Raw genomic sequence first — 18806 nt, 5'->3', positions numbered from 1 at the left:
AGCCTCTGCACGCCCACAGCAAAAAAGTCACCACCACACGCCGCCGCGCGTGATGCGGAGGCGGGGGCGGCCGGGGTCGGGTGGGTTGAGCGAGGCGTCGCAGGCGGGGCGGGAATCGTCGGCGAAGTCGGTGTTGGCGGCGTTGATGAGGCCGCGCACGCCTTGCTGCAGGTAGGTGCCGGGATGGGCCCGGATCTTGGGGATCATCGACGGGCGCGGGACATGCGGCAGCGGCGCACTGTCGGTTGCGAGGATCGGCTCCGCGGCTTCGGCGGTCTTCAGTGCCTTGAGCCGGGCGACGCGGTCGGCGGTGAGCGGATGGGTGCGCAGCACCGAGGGATCGGGGATGCGGCCGCCGGGCAGCAGGATGTTTTCCCACACCTTGCCCTGGGCGCGTTCGAGCTTGGTCAGGGCCGAGGCGAGGCCGTCGGGGTCGCCAGTGAGGATGGCGGCACCCAGATCGGCGTCGAACTCGCGGGTGCGCGACAGCGCCATCTGCAGCAGGCCGCCGACGGTGGGTGCGGCAAGCAGCACCAGTACCGCCAGCCACGGCACCTGGGTGCCGAAGCCGCCGGCAAAGCCGAACAGGTTGAGGAACAGCGACACCAGGCCGACCGTCGACATGAACGACGTGAAGCGCGACACCATGTCGGCGAAAGCCATGACCTTGACGTCCTCATGGGCGATGTGGCTGATCTCATGCGCCAGCACGCCGGCCAGTTCACGCGGGGTCAGGTTGCGGGCCAGCGCGTCGGTGACGGCGATGGCCGCATCGTCGCGGCGGCCGACGGCGAATGCGTTCATCATCTTTGAGGGGATGACATAGAGTTTTGGCACCGCAGGCAGCTCGGCGCGGCGGGCGAGCTCCTCGACGATGCGGAAGCCGGCGGGGAAATCGGTTGGGGTGACCTGCCGCGCCTTGTACATGGATAGCACCATTTGCGGGCTGATGCGCCGCACCGCCCACATGGAAAGTGCACCAAAGACAAGGGCATAGAGAATGCCGGTGCTGCCGGCGAAGGCCCAGGCGGTGACGCCCAGCAAGAGCAGGCTGCCGGCGCCGAGCAGCCATGTCTGCGCCATGTTCAGTGCGCGGTTGCGCCGGTGTTCGAAAAGGTTGATGGATTGTAGCTCGCTCATGCCTCAAATATGAGCGTGCCACAGGCTTTTGCCGAGTCCCCTGCACGGAAAGTTGCAGAACGCTTGCGCTGTCAGGAGCCTGTTCTTATATACGCCGCAACACCGCTTCGGCCCGGAAAACCGGTGTCCGGAGCGGCAATTCGAGTGAACAGGGGCTTTCGTCGGAACGCCTTCATGGGTCCAGAGAGCCTGCTTAGCGGAGAGAAGTAGTAAAATGGCAAAAGTTATCGGCATCGATCTGGGAACGACAAATTCCTGCGTCGCCGTCATGGACGGCAAGGACGCGAAAGTCATCGAGAACGCGGAAGGCGCGCGCACGACCCCTTCCATTGTCGCTTTCAGCGGCGACGGCGAGCGTCTGGTCGGCCAGCCGGCCAAGCGCCAGGCGGTGACCAACCCCGAAAACACCGTCTTCGCGGTCAAGCGCCTGATCGGCCGCCGCTATGATGATCCGGTCACCGAGAAGGACAAGAAGCTGGTCCCCTATCACATCGTGAAGGGTGACAACGGCGACGCCTGGGTGGAAGCCGGCGACAAGAAGCAGTCGCCCAGCCAGATCTCGGCGATGATCCTGCAGAAGATGAAGGAAACGGCGGAAGCCTATCTCGGCGAGAAGGTCGAGAAGGCCGTCATCACCGTTCCGGCCTATTTCAACGACGCCCAGCGCCAGGCCACCAAGGATGCCGGCAAGATCGCCGGCCTCGAAGTGCTGCGTATCATCAACGAGCCGACGGCCGCGGCCCTTGCCTATGGCCTCGACAAGACCGAAGGCAAGACGATCGCCGTCTATGACCTTGGCGGCGGCACCTTCGATATCTCGGTCCTCGAGATCGGCGACGGCGTGTTCGAGGTGAAGTCGACCAACGGTGACACCTTCCTCGGCGGCGAAGACTTCGACATGCGCCTGGTCGAGTATCTGGCGGCCGAGTTCAAGAAGGAACAGGGCATCGACCTGAAGAACGACAAGCTTGCCCTGCAGCGCCTCAAGGAAGCTGCCGAGAAGGCCAAGATCGAGCTGTCGTCGACGACCCAAACCGAAATCAACCTGCCCTTCATCACCGCTGACGCCACCGGCCCGAAGCACCTGACGCTGAAGCTGTCGCGCGCCAAGTTCGAGCAACTGGTCGACGACCTCGTCCAGCGCACGATCGAACCGTGCAAGGCAGCGCTCAAGGATGCCGGCCTCAAGGCTGGCGAGATCGACGAAGTGGTCCTAGTCGGCGGCATGACCCGCATGCCCAAGATCCAGGAGATCGTGAAGCAGTTCTTCGGCAAGGAGCCGCACAAGGGCGTCAACCCCGATGAGGTGGTTGCTCTCGGTGCCGCCATCCAGGCCGGCGTTCTGCAGGGCGACGTCAAGGACGTGCTGCTGCTCGACGTGACCCCGCTGTCCCTCGGCATCGAGACGCTGGGCGGCGTGTTCACCCGCCTGATCGAGCGCAACACCACTATCCCGACCAAGAAGAGCCAGGTCTTCTCTACGGCTGAGGACAGCCAGTCGGCAGTGACCATCCGCGTCTTCCAGGGCGAGCGTGAAATGGCTGCCGACAACAAGATGCTCGGCCAGTTCGACCTCGTCGGCATTCCGCCTGCACCGCGAGGCGTGCCGCAGATCGAAGTGACGTTCGACATCGACGCCAACGGCATCGTCAACGTCTCGGCCAAGGACAAGGGCACCGGCAAGGAACACCAGATCCGCATTCAGGCATCTGGCGGCCTTTCGGACGCCGACATCGACAAGATGGTCAAGGACGCCGAGGTGAATGCCGAGGCCGACAAGAAGCGCAAGGCGCTGGTCGAGGCGCGCAATCAGGCCGAAAGCCTGCTCAACTCGTCGGAGAAGTCGCTCAAGGAATATGGCGACAAGGTCACCGAGGCCGACCGCACCGCGATTTCGGATGCGATCGCCGCGCTGAAGACCGCCACCGAAGGCGATGACGCCGAAGCGATCAACGCCAAGTCGCAGGCGCTTGCCGAAGCTTCGATGAAGCTCGGCCAGGCGATGTACGAGGCTTCGCAGAAAGAAGCTGCTGAGTCCGATGCTGCCGCCGATGCGGCCAAGGACAGCGACGTCGTCGATGCCGATTTCGAAGAGATCGACGACAACGATGACAAGAAGAAGTCGGCCTGATCGGTTCGACATCCAGTCTATCGGAAAGCCCGGCCATCGCGCCGGGCTTTTCGTATTCACCGAATACCGTGGCTTGTGGAATTTAAGCTTAAGGAAAGAAAGTACAGGCAGGCTGCGGCTGGACGCGGCTGACAATTGACCGCGGCCGCACGGTGGTGGAGGGCGGCATGCACTTCAGGACACTCGAAGTCTGGCGGCTGGCCGCGGCCCTGACCGTAATGATGTGGCATTTCCTGCGCTATGCGCCGCCCGGGCATGAGGCAGCCAGCAACGCGCTCTACCGGCTGATGCCGCTGATGGAGATGTTCTTCATGATCTCCGGTTTCCTGATCATGCTGCGATATGCCGACACGCTGATGTCTGAGCCCGGCTCGTTCCGCCGCTTCATCGTGCGCCGCCTGGCTCGGCTCTATCCTCTCTATCTTGTCACGCTGCTGTTCTTCTGCGTCGTTGCGCTGGCATTGCATTTCGGCCTGGTGCAGTCGCAGCAGCCCGAGCGCTATGCCTGGACGGCGCTGCCGGCCAATCTGATGCTGGTCCAGGCCTGGGGGCTGACCGACAATCTGACCTTCAACTATGTCAGCTGGACGCTGTCGGCCGAATGGTTCTGCTATCTCGCCCTCCCCGTCATCGTGCTGGCCTATCGCCGCCATGGCATGTGGGGACTAGCGGTGGTGGCGGCCTCCGCCGTCACCGTGCTGGAATTCGCGGTGATGCTGGGCTGGATCCCGTTTCCGAGCTGGCTCGAGGCCAACACCTGGGGCGCCTATCGCGCCTTCGCCGATTTCGCCCTCGGTGCGATGGTGGCGGTGGCCGTGCGCAACTCGAGGCTCAAGCTGTCGAGCCACCTGCCCGGCTGGCTGGTTTTTGCCGTGGCGATCGCCGCGATGGCGACGCAGCAGAACGCCTATGTGATCGTGCTGCTGCTGGCAGCCGCGACTTTCCTTGCCGCTCTTGCCGAGCGAAACAATCCTGACGGCGCGCTTTATCTCAAGCCGCTGCATCCGCTCGGCCGTGTCTCGTTCGGCATCTACATGATCCATCCCGTCATCGAGACCCTGCTGCTGGCGCTGGTGTGGCGCAAGCTGGTCGAACCGCTTGATGTTCTCGGCTTCTACACCTTCTGGCTGGTGCCTGCGGTGACCGTGCTGGTGGTGGCGATGGCCTCGGACCGCTACTTTGAGGGGCCGGTGAGCCACTATATCAATTCCCGGTTGGGGATGGAAAAGCCGAAAGTCGCCCGGCGCCGCATCGCCTGAGCGGCCCCAGGGCCACAATGGCTGCAAAATTAGCCGATTTTCTGCCGAAATCTGCCGCTTCGGCCAACCGGCCTATGGCATACCGGCCCATGGTTTACTAAATCGGGGCCTATTACCACCGATGGCGCAAACGCGACCGATGGCGCCGAGGCAGTGACGGGAAGATATGAAAGCTGATTTCTACGAAACGCTGGGTGTCCAGAAGGGCGCCGATGAGAAGGAGCTGAAATCGGCCTTCCGCAAGCTTGCCATGCAGTTCCACCCCGACCGCAATCCGGGCGACGACGCGTGCGAGCACAAGTTCAAGGAAATCAACGAAGCCTACGAGACGCTGAAGGATCCGCAGAAGCGTGCCGCCTATGACCGCTTCGGCCACGCCGCCTTCGAGAATGGCGGCATGGGCAATGGCGGCGGTCAGGGCTTTGGCGCCGGCGGTTTCGCCGATATCTTCGAGGACATCTTCGGCGACATGATGGGCGGTGGCCGCCGCCGCTCTTCGGGCGGCCGCGAGCGCGGCGCCGATCTGCGCTACAACATGGAAATTTCGCTCGAGGAGGCCTTTGCCGGCAAGACCGCGCAGATCCGCGTGCCGACCTCGATCCTGTGCACCGAATGCGCCGGTTCGGGCGCCAAGCCCGGCACCCAGCCGGTGACCTGTTCGATGTGCCAGGGCCACGGCAAGGTGCGCGCCAGCCAGGGCTTCTTCTCGATCGAGCGCACCTGCCCGCAGTGCCAGGGCCGCGGCCAGACGATCAAGGACCCGTGCGGCAAGTGTGCCGGCCAAGGCCGCGTCACCGAAGAGCGCTCGCTGTCGGTCAATATTCCCTCTGGTATCGAAGACGGCACCCGCATCCGTCTCGCCAACGAAGGCGAGGCCGGCCTGCGCGGCGGCCCGTCGGGCGACCTTTACATCTTCCTGTCGGTCAAGCCGCACGAGTTCTTCCAGCGCGACGGCGCCGACCTCTATTGCAAGGTGCCGATCTCGATGACCACGGCGGCCCTTGGCGGCTCGTTCGAGGTGGCGACGCTCGATGGTACCCAGACGCGTGTGAAAGTGCCTGAAGGCACCCAGAATGGCCGCCAGTTCCGCCTCAAGGGCAAGGGCATGCCTGTGCTGCGCCAGACGCAGATCGGCGACCTCTACATCCAGACGGCGGTCGAGACGCCGCAGAACCTGACGCGGCGGCAGCGCGAGCTGCTCGAGGAGTTCGAGAAGCTGTCGTCGACCGAGAATTCGCCGCAGTCGAGCGGCTTCTTCTCGCGCATGAAGGACTTTTTCGAGTCCTTCGGAGATAAATGAGAATGTTTCTGCCGTAACGGAAATTGAGCCAGCTTTCTGCTTGCGCTGGCCCACTTTGCTGTTATTTCTCCCCCCAGCAGCGGTGAGGAGATCGAAGCGATGCCACGCGGTTCAGGATTGCGCAAAACCCTTGCGGCCAAGTTCGACGACGAACTGAAGTTCTTCAAGGGCTGGATCGACAAGCCCAAAGCCGTCGGTTCGATCGTGCCGACCAGTTCGGTCACCGCCAAGCGCATGGCCTCGGTCGTCAACACCCGCTCGGGCCTGCCGGTCCTGGAAGTCGGACCAGGCACTGGCGTCATCACCAAGGCGATCCTTGCGCACGGCGTGAAGCCCGAGGATCTCTACACGGTTGAATACTCAGCCGATTTCGTCCAGCACCTGCGCCGCCTCTACCCGCGCGTCAATGTCATCGAGGGCGACGCCTTCGACCTCGACAACACGCTCGGCGACAAGAAGGACCTGACCTTCGACTCGGTCGTCTCGGGCGTGCCGCTGCTCAATTTTCCGGTTACCAGCCGCGTCGCCTATCTCGAAGGCCTGCTCAGACGCATTCCCGCCGGGCGACCTGTGATCCAGCTTACCTACGGCCCGAAGTCGCCGATCCCGCCGGGCCTGGGCAACTACACCGTCGAGCATTTCGACTTCATCATCCGCAACATTCCGCCGACGCAGCTCTGGGTCTATCGCCGCGCCAAGCACTGAGTGCTGCGGCCTTGATTTGGCCGGCTGATCACCCCTATACCGTCGCCACGATGTCGGGCGCGCCTTGCCGGTGCCACAGGATGGATGATGCCGCTCGTTCCAAGAATTCTCGTCTTTGCCGGTTCGATCAGGATCGGCGCCTATAGCGGCCGCACGGCCGACATAGCGCAGAAGGAATTGGCGCTGCAGGGCGCCGAGGTGACGCGCATCTCGCTTGCCGACTATCCGCTGCCGATCATGGACGAGGACCTCGAAGAACGCGACGGCGTGCCCGATAATGCCGTCAAACTCGCCCGCCTGATCGACATGCATGACGCGGTGCTGATCGCGACGCCCGAATATAATGGCTCGATGCCGCCGCTGCTCAAGAACACCATCGACTGGGTCAGCCGGGTGCGCAGCGACGGCGGCAAGCGCCTGCAGCCCTATGCCGGCAAGCTGGTGGCGATCTGCTCTTCCTCCGACGGCCATTTCGCCGGCATCCGCAGCGCCGCCCATTTGCGCGCGGTGCTGTCGCACATCCAGATGGAAGTGATTTCGCCACAGGTTTCGGTGCCGCATGGCGGCGAGGCCTTCGACGACAATGGCGAATTCCGCGAGGAGCGCCTGCGCAAGGGCATGCAGCGGCTGTGCCATGCGCTGATCGAACGAGCCACCATGATGTCGCGAAGGGTAGAACCATGAGCAGCATAGATACTGTACGTGACCAGCTGATCGTCGGCCTCGACCTGCCGACCGTCAAGGAAGCCGAAAGAGCGGTGCGCGAACTCGAAGGCACTGCGAGCTTCTACAAGATCGGCTACCAGCTGGCTTTTGCCGGTGGGCTCGACTTCGCCCGCGAGCTGGCCAGCGGCGGCACCAAGGTCTTCCTCGACATGAAGCTGCTCGACATCGACAACACGGTGGCCAAGGGCGTCGAGAACATCGTCAAGATGGGCATGACCATGCTGACGCTGCATGCCTATCCCAAGTCGATGAAGGCGGCGGTCGAGGCAGCCAAAGGCAGCGACCTGTGCCTGCTCGCGGTGACGGTGCTGACCTCGATGGACGAAAAGGACATGATCGACGCGGGCTATGAATACGACCCGCACACGCTGGTGCTGCGCCGCGCCGAACAGGCGCTGCAGGCAAAGATGGGCGGCATCGTCTGCTCGGCCAGCGAAGCCTCGGCGGTGCGCCGCATCGTCGGGCCAGGGATGGCGGTTGTGACGCCGGGCATCCGCCCCGCGGGCAGCGACCATGGCGACCAGAAGCGGGTCGTTACCCCGGCCGACGCCATGCGCAACGGCTCGAGCCACCTCGTCGTTGCGCGCCCGATCGTCGGTGCGGTTGACAGGAAGGCTGCGGCGCAGGCTATCCTTGAGGAAATGGCAAAAGCCTAGGTGACGGACGCCTGCCGCGGGTTTCTCCGCTTCCGGTGCTCACGGACCTGAATGTACGCAGCGCTCCGATTCTCAAAAACAACACCAGTCGGCTCGTCACAGCGAGTTTCGAAGATGGGGCAGCCCGGGAGGAAAGAATGACCAAGGCTTACTGGATCGCACGCGTCGATGTTCGCGACCCCGAGGGCTACAAGGGCTATGTCGCTGCGGCGAAGCCGGCTTTCGAACGCTTCGGCGCGAAGTTCATTGCTCGTGGCGGCGCCCATGAGGCGGTCGAGGGGCCTGGCCGGGCCCGCAACGTGATCATCGAGTTCGCCTCGATGGACGACGCGCGCAACTGCTACTTTTCGCCCGAATACCAGCACGCCAAGTCGATCCGTCAGCAGTTTGCCGATGGCGAAATCATGCTGGTCGAAGGCATCTAACAGCTTCACACCCCCTGAATTGTCCTGATCCGTCGTGCAGTCTTGCCCGGCGGGACGATGGCGTTTGGCCGTCGGACCGATTCGGGGTCTCTTGGCGCTGCACAACGTCAAGGCAGGCAGATGCTGAGCCGGCGGCGCCATTGGAAACGGATTTTCAACAGCTTGGACTAAAGAATGACCCTGTTTCACACCAAGTGAGATATTGCATCGCAGCAGATGTTTGTTAACTTCGCTGCATTGCATGACGGGCCTCCGGCCGGCTCGCCTCCCCGAATGGCCGTATGAGGACATCATGTTTTACCAGCTTTATGAATCGACCCATGCTGCGCTGCAGCCGGCCCGCGCCTATGCGGACGCCGTCAAGCTGTTCTATTCCAACCCGCTCAACCCGTTCTCGCACATGCCGGTCGGCCGTTCGGTGGCGGCGATGGCCGAACTGTTCGAGCGCACGACGCGCCGCTACGGCAAACCTGCCTTCGGACTCAACAAGACGGTGGTCGACTTTCAGTCCGTGGCGGTCACCGAAAAGGTCGCCTGGTCCAGGCCGTTCTGCAACCTGATCCGCTTCGAGCGCGACCTGCCCGCCGGCCGCCGACCGGATCCCAAGCTTTTGATCGTGGCGCCGATGTCGGGCCACTATGCGACGCTCCTGCGCGGCACCGTCGAGGCGATGCTGCCGCATGCCGACGTCTACATCACCGATTGGGCCGATGCCCGCATGGTGCCGGTGGCCGAAGGCAAGTTCGATCTCGACGACTACATCGACTATGTCATCGACATGTTCCACGCGCTGGGACCGGACACCCATGTGATGGCGGTGTGCCAGCCGTCGGTACCGGTGCTCGCCGCAGTCGCCGTGATGGAGGCGCGCGGCGACCGCTTCGCGCCGTCGACCATGACGCTGATGGGCGGCCCGATCGACACCCGGCGCAATCCGACCGCCGTCAACGAGCTCGCCGAGAAGAAGAGCATCGACTGGTTCCGCGACAACGTCATCATGCAGGTGCCGTGGCCGGCGCCCGGCTTTGCCCGCGAGGTCTATCCTGGCTTCCTGCAGCTGTCGGGCTTCATGACCATGAACCTCGACCGCCACATCATCGCCCACAAGGACTTCTTCATGCACCTCGTGAAGAACGATGGCGACGGCGCCGAGAAGCATCGCGACTTCTATGACGAATATCTGGCCGTGATGGACCTGACCGCCGAATTCTACCTGCAGACCGTCGACACCGTATTCGTGCGTCACGCGCTGCCGAAGGGCGAGATGACCCATCGCGGCCAACCGGTTGACACTTCGGCGATCCGCAACGTGGCGCTGTTCACCGTCGAGGGCGAGAACGACGACATTTCGGGCCTTGGCCAGACGCAGGCCGCGCACGACCTGTGTCTCAACGTTCCCGACGACATGAAGGCCCATTACATGCAGCCGGCTGTCGGCCACTACGGCGTTTTCAACGGCTCACGCTTCCGCGCCGAGATCGTGCCGCGCATCGTCGACTTCATGGCAAGCTATGGCGCCTCCGCGCGCAAGGCGGCCAAGCCACGGCTGGTGCGCAAGGCCTGACGGCCGCCGCCCAGCCAGGCTCATCTTTTCCACAGGCAAGGCCCGGTGCAAACACCGGGCCTTTCTGCGTTTTGTGTGCCGTTGCGGGTGCACCGCACCCTAACTCGTTGAATTCGTGCATAGAGGACGACGAAAGCCGGCGCCTGCTATCGGCCCGCCGTGCCGTGCGTCTGTTGCACAATTATCGCTTGGCCGCCGCTGCGGTAACCATGTCTGCAATCTGCCGCGAGCTTTCATTGACTCTGCCTGCCCCTCGCTCTTAACGTTTTGTTAACGATGTAAATGGGGCGAGCGGGGCAGATGATTTCCGCAGCAGGCGTACGGTACGCGGCGGGGCGTGCCGGTGTGTTTTTCGGGCTGATGACGGGCGTGGTTTTGTCCGCCGGCGCAGCCTTTGCCGCTTCCCAGCCGATGATCACGGGCGGGCTGACGTCGCAGCCGATCGGCCATTATGATTTCTGCCGCCTCAACCCGGCCGAGTGCTCGATCAGGTCGCGGGACACCGGGCCTGAAGAGATGACGGGCGCGATGTGGCGAAAGATCGTCGCCGTGAACGTCTCGGTCAACGCCGCCATCAAGCCGATGAACGACATCGATATCTATGGCCGCGACGAGGTCTGGACCTACCCCGACAATGGTGAAGGCGACTGCGAGGACTATGTGCTGGAAAAGCGCCGGACCTTGAACCGCGAAGGCCTTAAGCTGTCCAACCTGCTGATCACGGTGGTGCGCAAGCCTGATGGCGAGGGCCATGCCGTGCTGACCGTACGCACCTCCAAGGGCGACTTCATCCTCGACAACCTGACGGACGCCGTGCGCCAGTGGGACGAGACCGGCTACAGCTATCTCAAGCGCCAGTCAGCGGAGAACACCGGCCGCTGGGTAACGATCCGCGAAGGCCAGCCGATGCTGGTCGGCTCCGTCAAGTAGCGCTTCTTCCCGATCCTGCTGCCGCTTGTCCAGGATGCGGCCCATGACGATGCGTGGTGCCCGCCGGTCCGACGCAAGCGATGGCGCCAAAGCGCTTGGCCCTCCAGAGCCACGAAGTTGAGTTCTGCCGGCGCCGCGCAAGTTGTCGGGTTCGCCTCAGCTGCCCCTGCTTCCCAGGCAAAACCCTGGCTGGACTGCGCTTGGGGTGTTCCCTCCTCCTACGCCGCCTGCGCCATCCGCTCGGCGCTGATGCGATATGAAATGGCCTCAGCAAGGTGGATGCGTCCGACGGTGTCGTTGCCGTCGAGATCTGCCAGCGTGCGTGCCACCTTGAGCACGCGGTGATAGGCGCGGGCGGAGAAGCCGAGCTTTTCGCTGGCGTCGCGCAACAGCGAAAGCCCTGCGGCGTCGGGCGCGGCGATGTCTTCGATCAGGCCTGCCGCGCATTGCGCGTTGGTGGTGGCACCTGACACTCCATGGCGTTCGAGGCGCTCGCGCTGGATGGCGCGTGCCCGCGCGACGCGCAATGCGACATCGGCGCTGGCTTCCGACCTGCCGCCGCGGATGAGGTCTGTGGCGGAGACTGCAGGCACATCGATGCGCAGGTCGATGCGGTCGAGCAATGGCCCTGAAATGCGCGCCTGGTAGTCGGACTGGCAGCGCGTGCCGCGCAGGCAGCGATAGCCGGGTTCGCCGGCCATGCCGCAGCGGCACGGGTTCATCGCCGCGACGAGCTGAATGCGCGCCGGATAGGTGATGCGGTGATTGGCGCGCGCGATCATGCATTCGCCGGCTTCGAGCGGCTGGCGCAGCGAATCGAGCACCTGCGGGGTGAATTCGGGGAACTCGTCGAGGAAAAGAACGCCGTGATGGGCGAGCGACACCTCGCCCGGCCTCGCCTTCAGGCCGCCGCCGACCATCGCCGCCATCGAGGCCGAATGATGCGGCGCGCGGAACGGCCGCCTGTCGGTGAGCTTGCCCTCGGCGAGCTCGCCGGCGATCGAGGCGATCATCGACACTTCGAGCAACTCCTTGGGCGAAAGCGGCGGCAGGATCGATGGCAGCCGCGCCGCCAGCATCGACTTGCCGGCGCCGGGTGGACCGACCATCAAGAGGTTGTGGCCGCCGGCGGCGGCTACCTCGAGCGCGCGCCTGGCGCTTTCCTGGCCCTTGATGTCGGCAAGGTCGGGCAGGTCGCGCGCCGCCGCACGAATACCGGGCTCCGGCCGGGACAGCACCTGGGTGCCGCGAAAATGGTTGGCGATGGCAATCAGGCTGCGCGGCGCCAGAATGTCGATGTCGGCGCCAGCCCAGGCGGCTTCCGGTCCGCTGGCGGCAGGGCAGATCAGCCCCTTGCCGTCGGCATTGGCGCCGATTGCCGCAGGCAATGCTCCTGCTACCGCCGAAATGGTGCCGTCGAGCGACAACTCGCCGAGCACCACATAGGCGGCGAGCGCATCGCCCGGCAGGGCGCCGAGTGCTGCCATCAGCCCGAGGGCAATCGGCAGGTCGTAGTGGCTCCCTTCCTTGGGCAGGTCGGCGGGTGCGAGATTGACAGTGACCTTCTTGGCTGGCATCGACAGGCCGGACGCGTGCAGCGCGGCCTGCACCCGCTCGCGGCTTTCGGCCACCGCCTTGTCGGGCAGGCCGACGATCTGCATCCCGACCTTGCCGGGCGCTACCATCACCTGCACGTCGACGGGAACCGCCTCGATGCCCTGGAACGCGACAGTGCGCACGCGTGAAACCATGCTGCCCTCCCTGTAGCGCCGCGCCCCTTGAGGCGGCACGGATGCGCTGTGGCAATTCATGCACGTTGCTGCAGGCAGGCGGCCCCTCGCCTGCTTAAGCCTCGGCCAAAGACAAGCATAGATTGCAAATGTGCGCAAGAACAATTCAAGAACACGTGCGTCGGCATGGGTGCGTTCGGGATATGTTAACCCTGGCGCTCAGCAATCTGCCGTGACGGTATTAGAGAGAGGGAATATTAAGCGCCCTCGCGCGAAGCTCTGCCTGAAACAGGGGCTATTCACATGCGCAGTCCGGCATCGCGGCACATACGGCGACGGGCCGTTCTCCGGCAACGCGATGCCACGATCGTCGGGCTGGAGGCCAGGCTTGACGCGCAGGCAGCGCTGATCCGCGAACAAGCGGCCTCGCTGGCGCACAGTCAGAAGATCTTCGACCGTTCCTCGGCCGCTGCTCGTATCGGCGTGTGGCAATGCAACCTCGCCGACCAGGCGCTGCATTGGACCGATATGGTCTATGATCTTTTCGACCTGCCGCGTGGATCACCTCTCGTCCGCGAAGAGATCGTCAAGTGCTACACGGCGGCTTCCGCCGTCGAGCTGCACGCCAAGCGCAGCAAGGGGATTGCCGAACGCACCGGCTTCGGGCTGGACGCCGAGATCGTGACGGCGAAGGGCAATCACCGCTGGATCCGCATCACCGCCAGCGTCGAGTGCGAGGATGGTGTTGCCGTGCGTATCTTCGGCATGAAGCAGGACATCACGGAAGAGAAGATTCTCGCCGACCAGACCCGCTACCTCGCCGAATATGATGTCCTGACGGGGTTGGCCAACCGCAGCCGCTTCCAGTCGAAACTCTCGGAAGTGACACCAGACGGCGACGACCGTCCGTCGCTCGGCGCGCTGCTGCTGGTCGACCTCGACGGTTTCAAGCAGATCAACGACACCTTCGGCCATGTCGCTGGCGACGAGTGCCTGAAGGAAGTGGCCCGGCGCCTGGAGAGCGCATGCGCCAGTGTCGACCTCGTCTCGCGCATTGGCGGTGACGAATTTGCCGTGTTGGTTGGTCCGGGACTCGATCTTGCGGCGGTAGCGGAACTGGCGCGTGAGATAATCGACAAGGTCGGCAGGGCCGTCGACCATGGCGGCCGGGCGCTGAAACTCGGGGCATCGATCGGCATCGCGCTCCATGAAGAATGCACGCCCTCGGACTTGCTGGTGCGGGCCGACACTGCGCTCTACGCCGCCAAATCGGCGGGCCGCAACACGTTCCGGATATTCAAGGCAGCGGAGACGGCAGGGGTGAGAAACCCGCGCGCTGCCTGAGGCAGCCGGGTTTTGCCCGCCGGCGAGCCTCGACCGGCCCTGCCGGGGCCGCACCCTCGACGCAGAGGGTTGTTCCGGGCCAGGCGGGCTGCTAGGGAAACCACGAGCTTATCAAGGCGCCACCGCGCTACTCCGCGAGACGAACATGGGTACAGCCAAGTCCGCAGACAGATAGGCCGCAACAACACCAAGACGTTGTTGCGGCGCCCTGCCCCACATTCCTGATCGTTGATCGGTCCAGCGCGGCTGCCGGAAATCGCTTCCGGTTTCCCAGCCGATGTAGTGGACATATGAAGTGGCAGTCCGCCGCCAGATGAATTCATTTGTGCGGATGAAAAGTCATGCCCAATCGAAACTCTCCCCCTTCGTGGAGCTATTCTTTGCCAACAGCACTCCTGCTGATGGCGCCCTTCGACATCCTGGCCTCGCTGGCCATGGACATCTACCTGCCGGTCGTGCCGGCGATGCCGGCAATCCTCGGCACGACATCAGACATCGTCCAGCTGACGCTGAGCCTCTACATGATCGTGCTCGGGCTCGGGCAGATACTCTTCGGCCCGATCTCCGATCGGATCGGCCGGCGTCCGGTTCTCATATCGGGCGCCCTGCTGTATGCGGCGGCCTCCTTCCTGCTCGCCGCCAGCAACTCGGCGCCGCTGTTCGTCGCCCTGCGCGTCGTCCAGGCGCTCGGTGCGTCCGCCGCACTTGTCGCCACCTTCGCCACGGTGCGCGACGTCTACGCCGAGCAGCCGGAAGGTGCCGTCATCTACGGCCTGTTCGGTGCTTTGTTGGCCTGTGTGCCGGCACTCGGCCCGATCGCCGGGGCGCTGATCGCGCACGGGCTGGGCTGGCGGGCGATCTTCGCAACGCTCGGCCTCCTCGCCGTGGCCGCGACGCTGAATGCGCTGATGCACTGGCACGAGACCCGGCCCGCCGCCATGCGGGCGCGTCCGGCCTTCCGGACGATCCTCAAGAGCCCGGCTTTCCTCGTCTACACGCTGGGCTTCAGTGCCGCGATGGGTGCGTTCTTCGTCTTCTTCTCGACCGCACCGCGCGTGCTCATCGATGGTGCCGGCTATTCGCAGCTCGGCTTCAGCCTGGCCTTTGCCACTGCGGCAGTTGCGATGATCGTCACCACGCGTTTCGCAAAACTGTTCGTCGCGCACTGGGGGACACCGGGAAGCCTGGCGCGCGGCATGGCGATGCTGCTCGCAGGTGCGGCTCTGCTCGCCCTCGGGCAGCAGTTTGCAACGGCTGGGTTTCTCACCTTCATCGTCCCGATGTGGGTGATCTCCATCGGCATCGTCTTTGCCGGCGCGGTGACGGCGAATGGAGCGCTCGAGGCGTTCGGCGATGCGGCGGGAACCGCGGTTGCAGTCTATTTCTGCGTCCAGAGCCTGATCGTCGGCGTTTTCGGTACGCTGGCGGTGGTCATGCTAGGCGGCGACACAGCCTGGCCGCTTGTCGCCTATTGCACTGGCATGGCATTGGTCACGCTGTGCGGACTGAGATGGCTGCAGGCGCGCTAGTCTGTGGCTCGGGCCGGCCTGGATCAGGCCCGCTTGTTTTTGCCGCGTCCCGCTATCACGGGGCGCGGCGTTTGAAAGTTGCGGTTTCAGGCCTCCCGTCGGGACCTGGGCGTGAAGACTGCATCCCGCGACGTCGTTACGGAGCCCATGTGATCGTCACGGCGTCGGCGGAACGGTTGGCGGGGCCGTGAAACACCGCTTCGATGTTGTTGCCATCAGGGTCGAACAGAAAGGCTGCGTAGTAGCCGGGGTGATAGGCGCGCTCGCCTGGCGCGCCATTGTCCTTGCCGCCCGCCGCGAGGCCGGCGGCGTGAAACCGGTCCACGACGGCCCGGTCGGCAGCCTGAAAGGCAACGTGCACGCGGCTGGACTGCTCGCCGACGTCGATCCAGAGTTCATCGGCGTAGAAATGCTCGCCACCATCGGTGACCTGAATCCCCAGGACACCAAGCACGGCGGTGTAGAATCGCTTGCTTGCCGCGAGATCGCGGGTGCGCAAATGCAGATGATCGATCAGACGACCGCGCTTCAGTTCCATTGTCTTGCCTCCATGCTGGTCAATGCCCATCGAAGTGGGTCGTGAGGTCGATGCAGGCGAAAGGGCGGGCGGGCTATTTCGCCCGCTTCTTCTCCACCGCGTCCCAGAACAGCGCGGCGATGTCGGCGCCGCCGAACTTCTTGACCTCGCGGATGCCGGTCGGTGAGGTCACGTTGATCTCCGTCATGTAGTCGCCGATGACGTCGATGCCGACGAGGATGAAGCCGCGCTCGCGCAGCGATGGGCCGATGCGGGCGCAAATCTCGCGTTCACGTTCGGTCAGCTCGGTCTTCTCGGCGCGACCGCCGGCATGCATGTTGGAGCGGGCGTCATGATCGGCCGGCACGCGGTTGATGGCGCCGGCTGGTTCGCCGTCGATCAGGATGATGCGCTTGTCGCCCTTGCGCACGTCCTTGAGGTAGCGCTGGACGATGTAGGGTTCGCGGAACAGCTGACCGAACATTTCGAGCAGGGAGGACAGGTTCCTGTCGGCCTCGTGCAGATGGAAGATGCCAGCGCCGCCATTGCCATATAGCGGCTTGACGATGATGTCGCCAAACTCCTTCCGGAAGGCCGTCACTTCCTGCGGGTCCTTGGTGATCAGCGTCTCCGGCATCAGGTCGGCGAATTCGGTGACGAAGATCTTTTCCGGGCTGTTGCGTACCCAGGCCGGGTCGTTGACGACAAGCGTCTTCGGGTGGATGCGCTCGAGCATGTGGGTGGTGGTGATATAGTTCATGTCGAAAGGCGGATCCTGGCGCAAAAGGATCACGTCCATTTCCGACAGGTCGGTGCGGACGGGCTCGCCGAGGGTGAAGTGGTCGCCCTTGATGTCGCGAAGCTCGAGCGTCTCGATGCGGGCAAAGACCTTGCCGTCGCGCATCGACAGCCGGTCGGGCGTGTAGTGGTAGAGATCGTGGCCGCGCCGCTGCGCCTCCAGCGACAGCGCAAACGACGTGTCGCCGGCGATATTGATGGTGGAGATGTGGTCCATCTGGACGGCGATCTTGAGCGGCATGGAGGTCTCCGGCGCGGCTGGCGGTGGTCTTGTCGCGCGGGCCGGGCTCCGGTCGCACGTGGCGGTGACGAGGATGTAGCAATTTGCCGGCCTTATGCAATGGCGGCGCGCGCGAACAGCTCCGCTCGATCCGTCCGCCGGCGATGTCATGCCCCAAGCCGGTGGGCTGCGTGGCTGCCGCCGTTAGCCGGCGCCTCGTTCCCGGCGCCTCGTTCATTGCATGACCAGGCCGGTTACGCAGATCGACGTCCAGCGGCGCCATGGCTGGTCGCTGAAACCGGTTTCGACGCCGTGTCAAAATCCGGACAGCAAGCTGATCGAATACAATTCCTAAACGCTTTGCTGGCACTGTGCTGGAACAGTTTCAAATATTAGCAGAACAGAGACAAAGCATGCCCATCGGCGTCAGCCATTCGGACAGGGAAACGGCGGATCTGGCCTTTACCGATGCCTTGACCGGGCTCGGCAATCAGCGCCGGTTCTTCGACAAGGTCGAACGGCTGATCGGCGATCGCGCTGAGGACCCGGCACCCTTTACCGTCGGCATCCTCGATCTGGACGGCTTCAAGCCGATCAACGACCTGTTCGGCCACCGCGCCGGCGACGACATCCTGATCCAGGTGGCGATGCGCCTGCGCGCAGCTTGCGACGGCTATTCGGCTGTGGCGCGCATCGGCGCCGACGAGTTCGCATTCCTCTATCCGCTGGTATTCTCCGAGGATGCAGCGGCGGAAAAAGCGCGCATGCTGATCGAAATCCTGTCGGCGCCCTATGATGTCGGCGAGCGCACCGCGCGCCTTTCGGCTTCGGTCGGCTGCTCGCTGTACCATTCGAGCGACGACACCACCGAGACGCTGGTGCGCAAGGCCGAGACAGCACTCTATCACGCCAAGCGCTCGGGCCGCGGCCGCGTCGTCGTCTACACACGCGAGATGGAAGAGGCGGCCAAGCGCGTCACCCGCATTGAGCAGGCGCTACGCCGTGCGGTTGCCGCCGGCGATGTCGCGCCGCATTTCCAGCCTATCGTCGATCTCAACAGCCGCCGCACAATCGGCTTCGAGGCACTCGCCCGCTGGACCGATCGCGACCTCGGCTTCGTCTCCCCTGCCGTGTTCATTCCGATTGCCGAAGAGCGCGGCATCATCGGCCCGCTGTCGCAACTGGTGCTGCGCAAGGCTGCGGAAGCGGCGCGCAGCTGGCCGAAGGAAATGTTCCTGTCGTTCAACCTGTCGCCGTCGCAGTTGGTCGACCAGAACACCGGCTTGCACATCCTGTCGATCCTCGAACGTACCGGCTTCGACCCGCGTCGCCTCGAAATCGAGATCACCGAAACCGGCCTGATGACCGATCCCGCTTCTGCCGAAAAGATCGTCGAGGATTTGCGCCGCGTTGGCATCCGCGTGTCGCTCGACGATTTTGGCACCGGTCAGTCGTCGCTCGGGCGTCTGCGCGAGTTCCGCTTCGACAAGCTCAAGATCGATCGTGCCTTCGTCGCCTCGATCCTCGAGGACCGGCCGTCCGAGCATATCATCCGCGCCATCCTGGCGATGTGCGAGGGCCTGGGCATGGACGTCGTTGCCGAGGGCATCGAGATGGAAGCGCAGGCGGAGCGGCTGACGCAGTTCGGCTGCGCCGGCGGGCAGGGCTATCTGTTTGGCCGTCCGGCCGACGCCGATGCCACGCTCGGCTATCTCCGCGAGGCCCATCGCGGCGCGACCTTCGCCCAGGCGGTTTGACGTCCATTTCCTGACATTGCTTTGGCGTCGCGCGGCGCCCGCAGCGAACGCGAGATCCGGGGGATTAACGCTCCG

The 18806-nt window shown here is 64.1% G+C and carries 16 protein-coding genes; 12 read left to right on the top strand and 4 right to left on the bottom strand.

All coding sequences use genetic code 11. The features are described 5' to 3' along the window. Positions 1-27: 27 nt before the first annotated feature. Positions 28-1140: a zinc metalloprotease HtpX gene (locus DY201_RS03315; RefSeq protein WP_115729971.1), complete on the bottom strand. Its 1113-nt coding sequence runs from the start codon at positions 1138-1140 to the stop codon at positions 28-30. A gap of 214 nt (positions 1141-1354) precedes the next feature. Between DY201_RS03315 and dnaK the strand changes: the two genes are divergently transcribed. The 9 genes from dnaK to DY201_RS03270 all read left to right on the top strand — a co-directional run bounded on the left by dnaK (position 1355) and on the right by DY201_RS03270 (position 10836). Continuing rightward, a complete protein-coding gene (dnaK, locus tag DY201_RS03310) occupies positions 1355-3271 on the top strand; it encodes a molecular chaperone DnaK (RefSeq protein ID WP_115729970.1) in 1917 nt (638 codons plus the stop codon). A gap of 167 nt (positions 3272-3438) precedes the next feature. After that, on the top strand, positions 3439-4530 hold the full coding sequence (locus DY201_RS03305) for an acyltransferase family protein (RefSeq protein ID WP_131922446.1): 1092 nt from the start codon (positions 3439-3441) through the stop codon (positions 4528-4530). Between the two features lie 166 nt (positions 4531-4696). Then, entirely contained in the window at positions 4697-5830 is a 1134-nt protein-coding gene (gene dnaJ, locus DY201_RS03300) for a molecular chaperone DnaJ (protein ID WP_115729968.1), read from the top strand. A gap of 99 nt (positions 5831-5929) precedes the next feature. Further along, the gene (gene pmtA / locus DY201_RS03295) at positions 5930-6535 is read left to right on the top strand and encodes a phospholipid N-methyltransferase PmtA (protein WP_115729967.1); all 606 of its coding nucleotides are present in this window, start codon (positions 5930-5932) and stop codon (positions 6533-6535) included. Between the two features lie 87 nt (positions 6536-6622). Continuing rightward, positions 6623-7219: an NADPH-dependent FMN reductase gene (locus tag DY201_RS03290; protein ID WP_115733562.1), complete on the top strand. Its 597-nt coding sequence runs from the start codon at positions 6623-6625 to the stop codon at positions 7217-7219. Further along, entirely contained in the window at positions 7216-7917 is a 702-nt protein-coding gene (gene pyrF, locus DY201_RS03285) for an orotidine-5'-phosphate decarboxylase (protein ID WP_115729966.1), read from the top strand. The genes DY201_RS03290 and pyrF overlap by 4 nt, the downstream gene beginning before the upstream one ends. A 137-nt stretch (positions 7918-8054) precedes the next feature. After that, complete coding sequence (locus DY201_RS03280; RefSeq protein ID WP_055982026.1) at positions 8055-8342, top strand: DUF1330 domain-containing protein; 288 nt, start codon at positions 8055-8057, stop codon at positions 8340-8342. Between the two features lie 292 nt (positions 8343-8634). Next, the gene (locus DY201_RS03275; protein ID WP_115733561.1) at positions 8635-9906 is read left to right on the top strand and encodes a polyhydroxyalkanoate depolymerase; all 1272 of its coding nucleotides are present in this window, start codon (positions 8635-8637) and stop codon (positions 9904-9906) included. Positions 9907-10206: 300 nt separating this feature from the next. Then, complete coding sequence (locus DY201_RS03270) at positions 10207-10836, top strand: transglutaminase-like cysteine peptidase (RefSeq protein WP_165916055.1); 630 nt, start codon at positions 10207-10209, stop codon at positions 10834-10836. Between the two features lie 218 nt (positions 10837-11054). Here the strand turns inward: DY201_RS03270 and DY201_RS03265 are convergent, their stop codons facing one another. Beyond that, positions 11055-12587 (bottom strand): YifB family Mg chelatase-like AAA ATPase, encoded by a 1533-nt coding sequence (locus DY201_RS03265; protein ID WP_115729965.1) that lies wholly within the window; start codon positions 12585-12587, stop codon positions 11055-11057. Positions 12588-12869: 282 nt separating this feature from the next. On the opposite strand from DY201_RS03265, the gene DY201_RS03260 reads away from it, so the two are divergent. Together DY201_RS03260 and cml are read left to right on the top strand one after the other, a co-directional pair. Then, positions 12870-13910 carry a sensor domain-containing diguanylate cyclase gene (locus DY201_RS03260; RefSeq protein WP_115729964.1) on the top strand — a complete coding sequence of 347 codons (1041 nt, stop codon included), beginning with the start codon at positions 12870-12872 and terminating at the stop codon, positions 13908-13910. A gap of 341 nt (positions 13911-14251) precedes the next feature. Continuing rightward, positions 14252-15439, top strand: a complete 1188-nt coding sequence (gene cml / locus DY201_RS03255) for a CmlA/FloR family chloramphenicol efflux MFS transporter (RefSeq protein WP_115729963.1) — start codon at positions 14252-14254, stop codon at positions 15437-15439. A gap of 136 nt (positions 15440-15575) precedes the next feature. Here the strand turns inward: cml and DY201_RS03250 are convergent, their stop codons facing one another. Together DY201_RS03250 and gshB are read right to left on the bottom strand one after the other, a co-directional pair. Continuing rightward, positions 15576-15977, bottom strand: a complete 402-nt coding sequence (locus DY201_RS03250; protein ID WP_115733559.1) for a VOC family protein — start codon at positions 15975-15977, stop codon at positions 15576-15578. 73 nt (positions 15978-16050) lie between these two features. After that, positions 16051-16995 (bottom strand): glutathione synthase, encoded by a 945-nt coding sequence (gene gshB / locus DY201_RS03245; RefSeq protein WP_115729962.1) that lies wholly within the window; start codon positions 16993-16995, stop codon positions 16051-16053. Between the two features lie 392 nt (positions 16996-17387). Here gshB and DY201_RS03240 point away from each other — a divergent pair, with 392 nt between their 5' ends. After that, positions 17388-18731, top strand: a complete 1344-nt coding sequence (locus tag DY201_RS03240; protein ID WP_115729961.1) for a putative bifunctional diguanylate cyclase/phosphodiesterase — start codon at positions 17388-17390, stop codon at positions 18729-18731. Positions 18732-18806 lie beyond the last annotated feature (75 nt).

It is taken from the genome of Aminobacter aminovorans, from assembly GCF_900445235.1.
In the GTDB taxonomy this organism is placed as follows: Bacteria; Pseudomonadota; Alphaproteobacteria; order Rhizobiales; family Rhizobiaceae; genus Aminobacter; species Aminobacter aminovorans.
The sequence above is the reverse complement of the archived record's forward strand: the minus strand, read 5'-3'. Positions and strand labels throughout refer to the sequence as shown.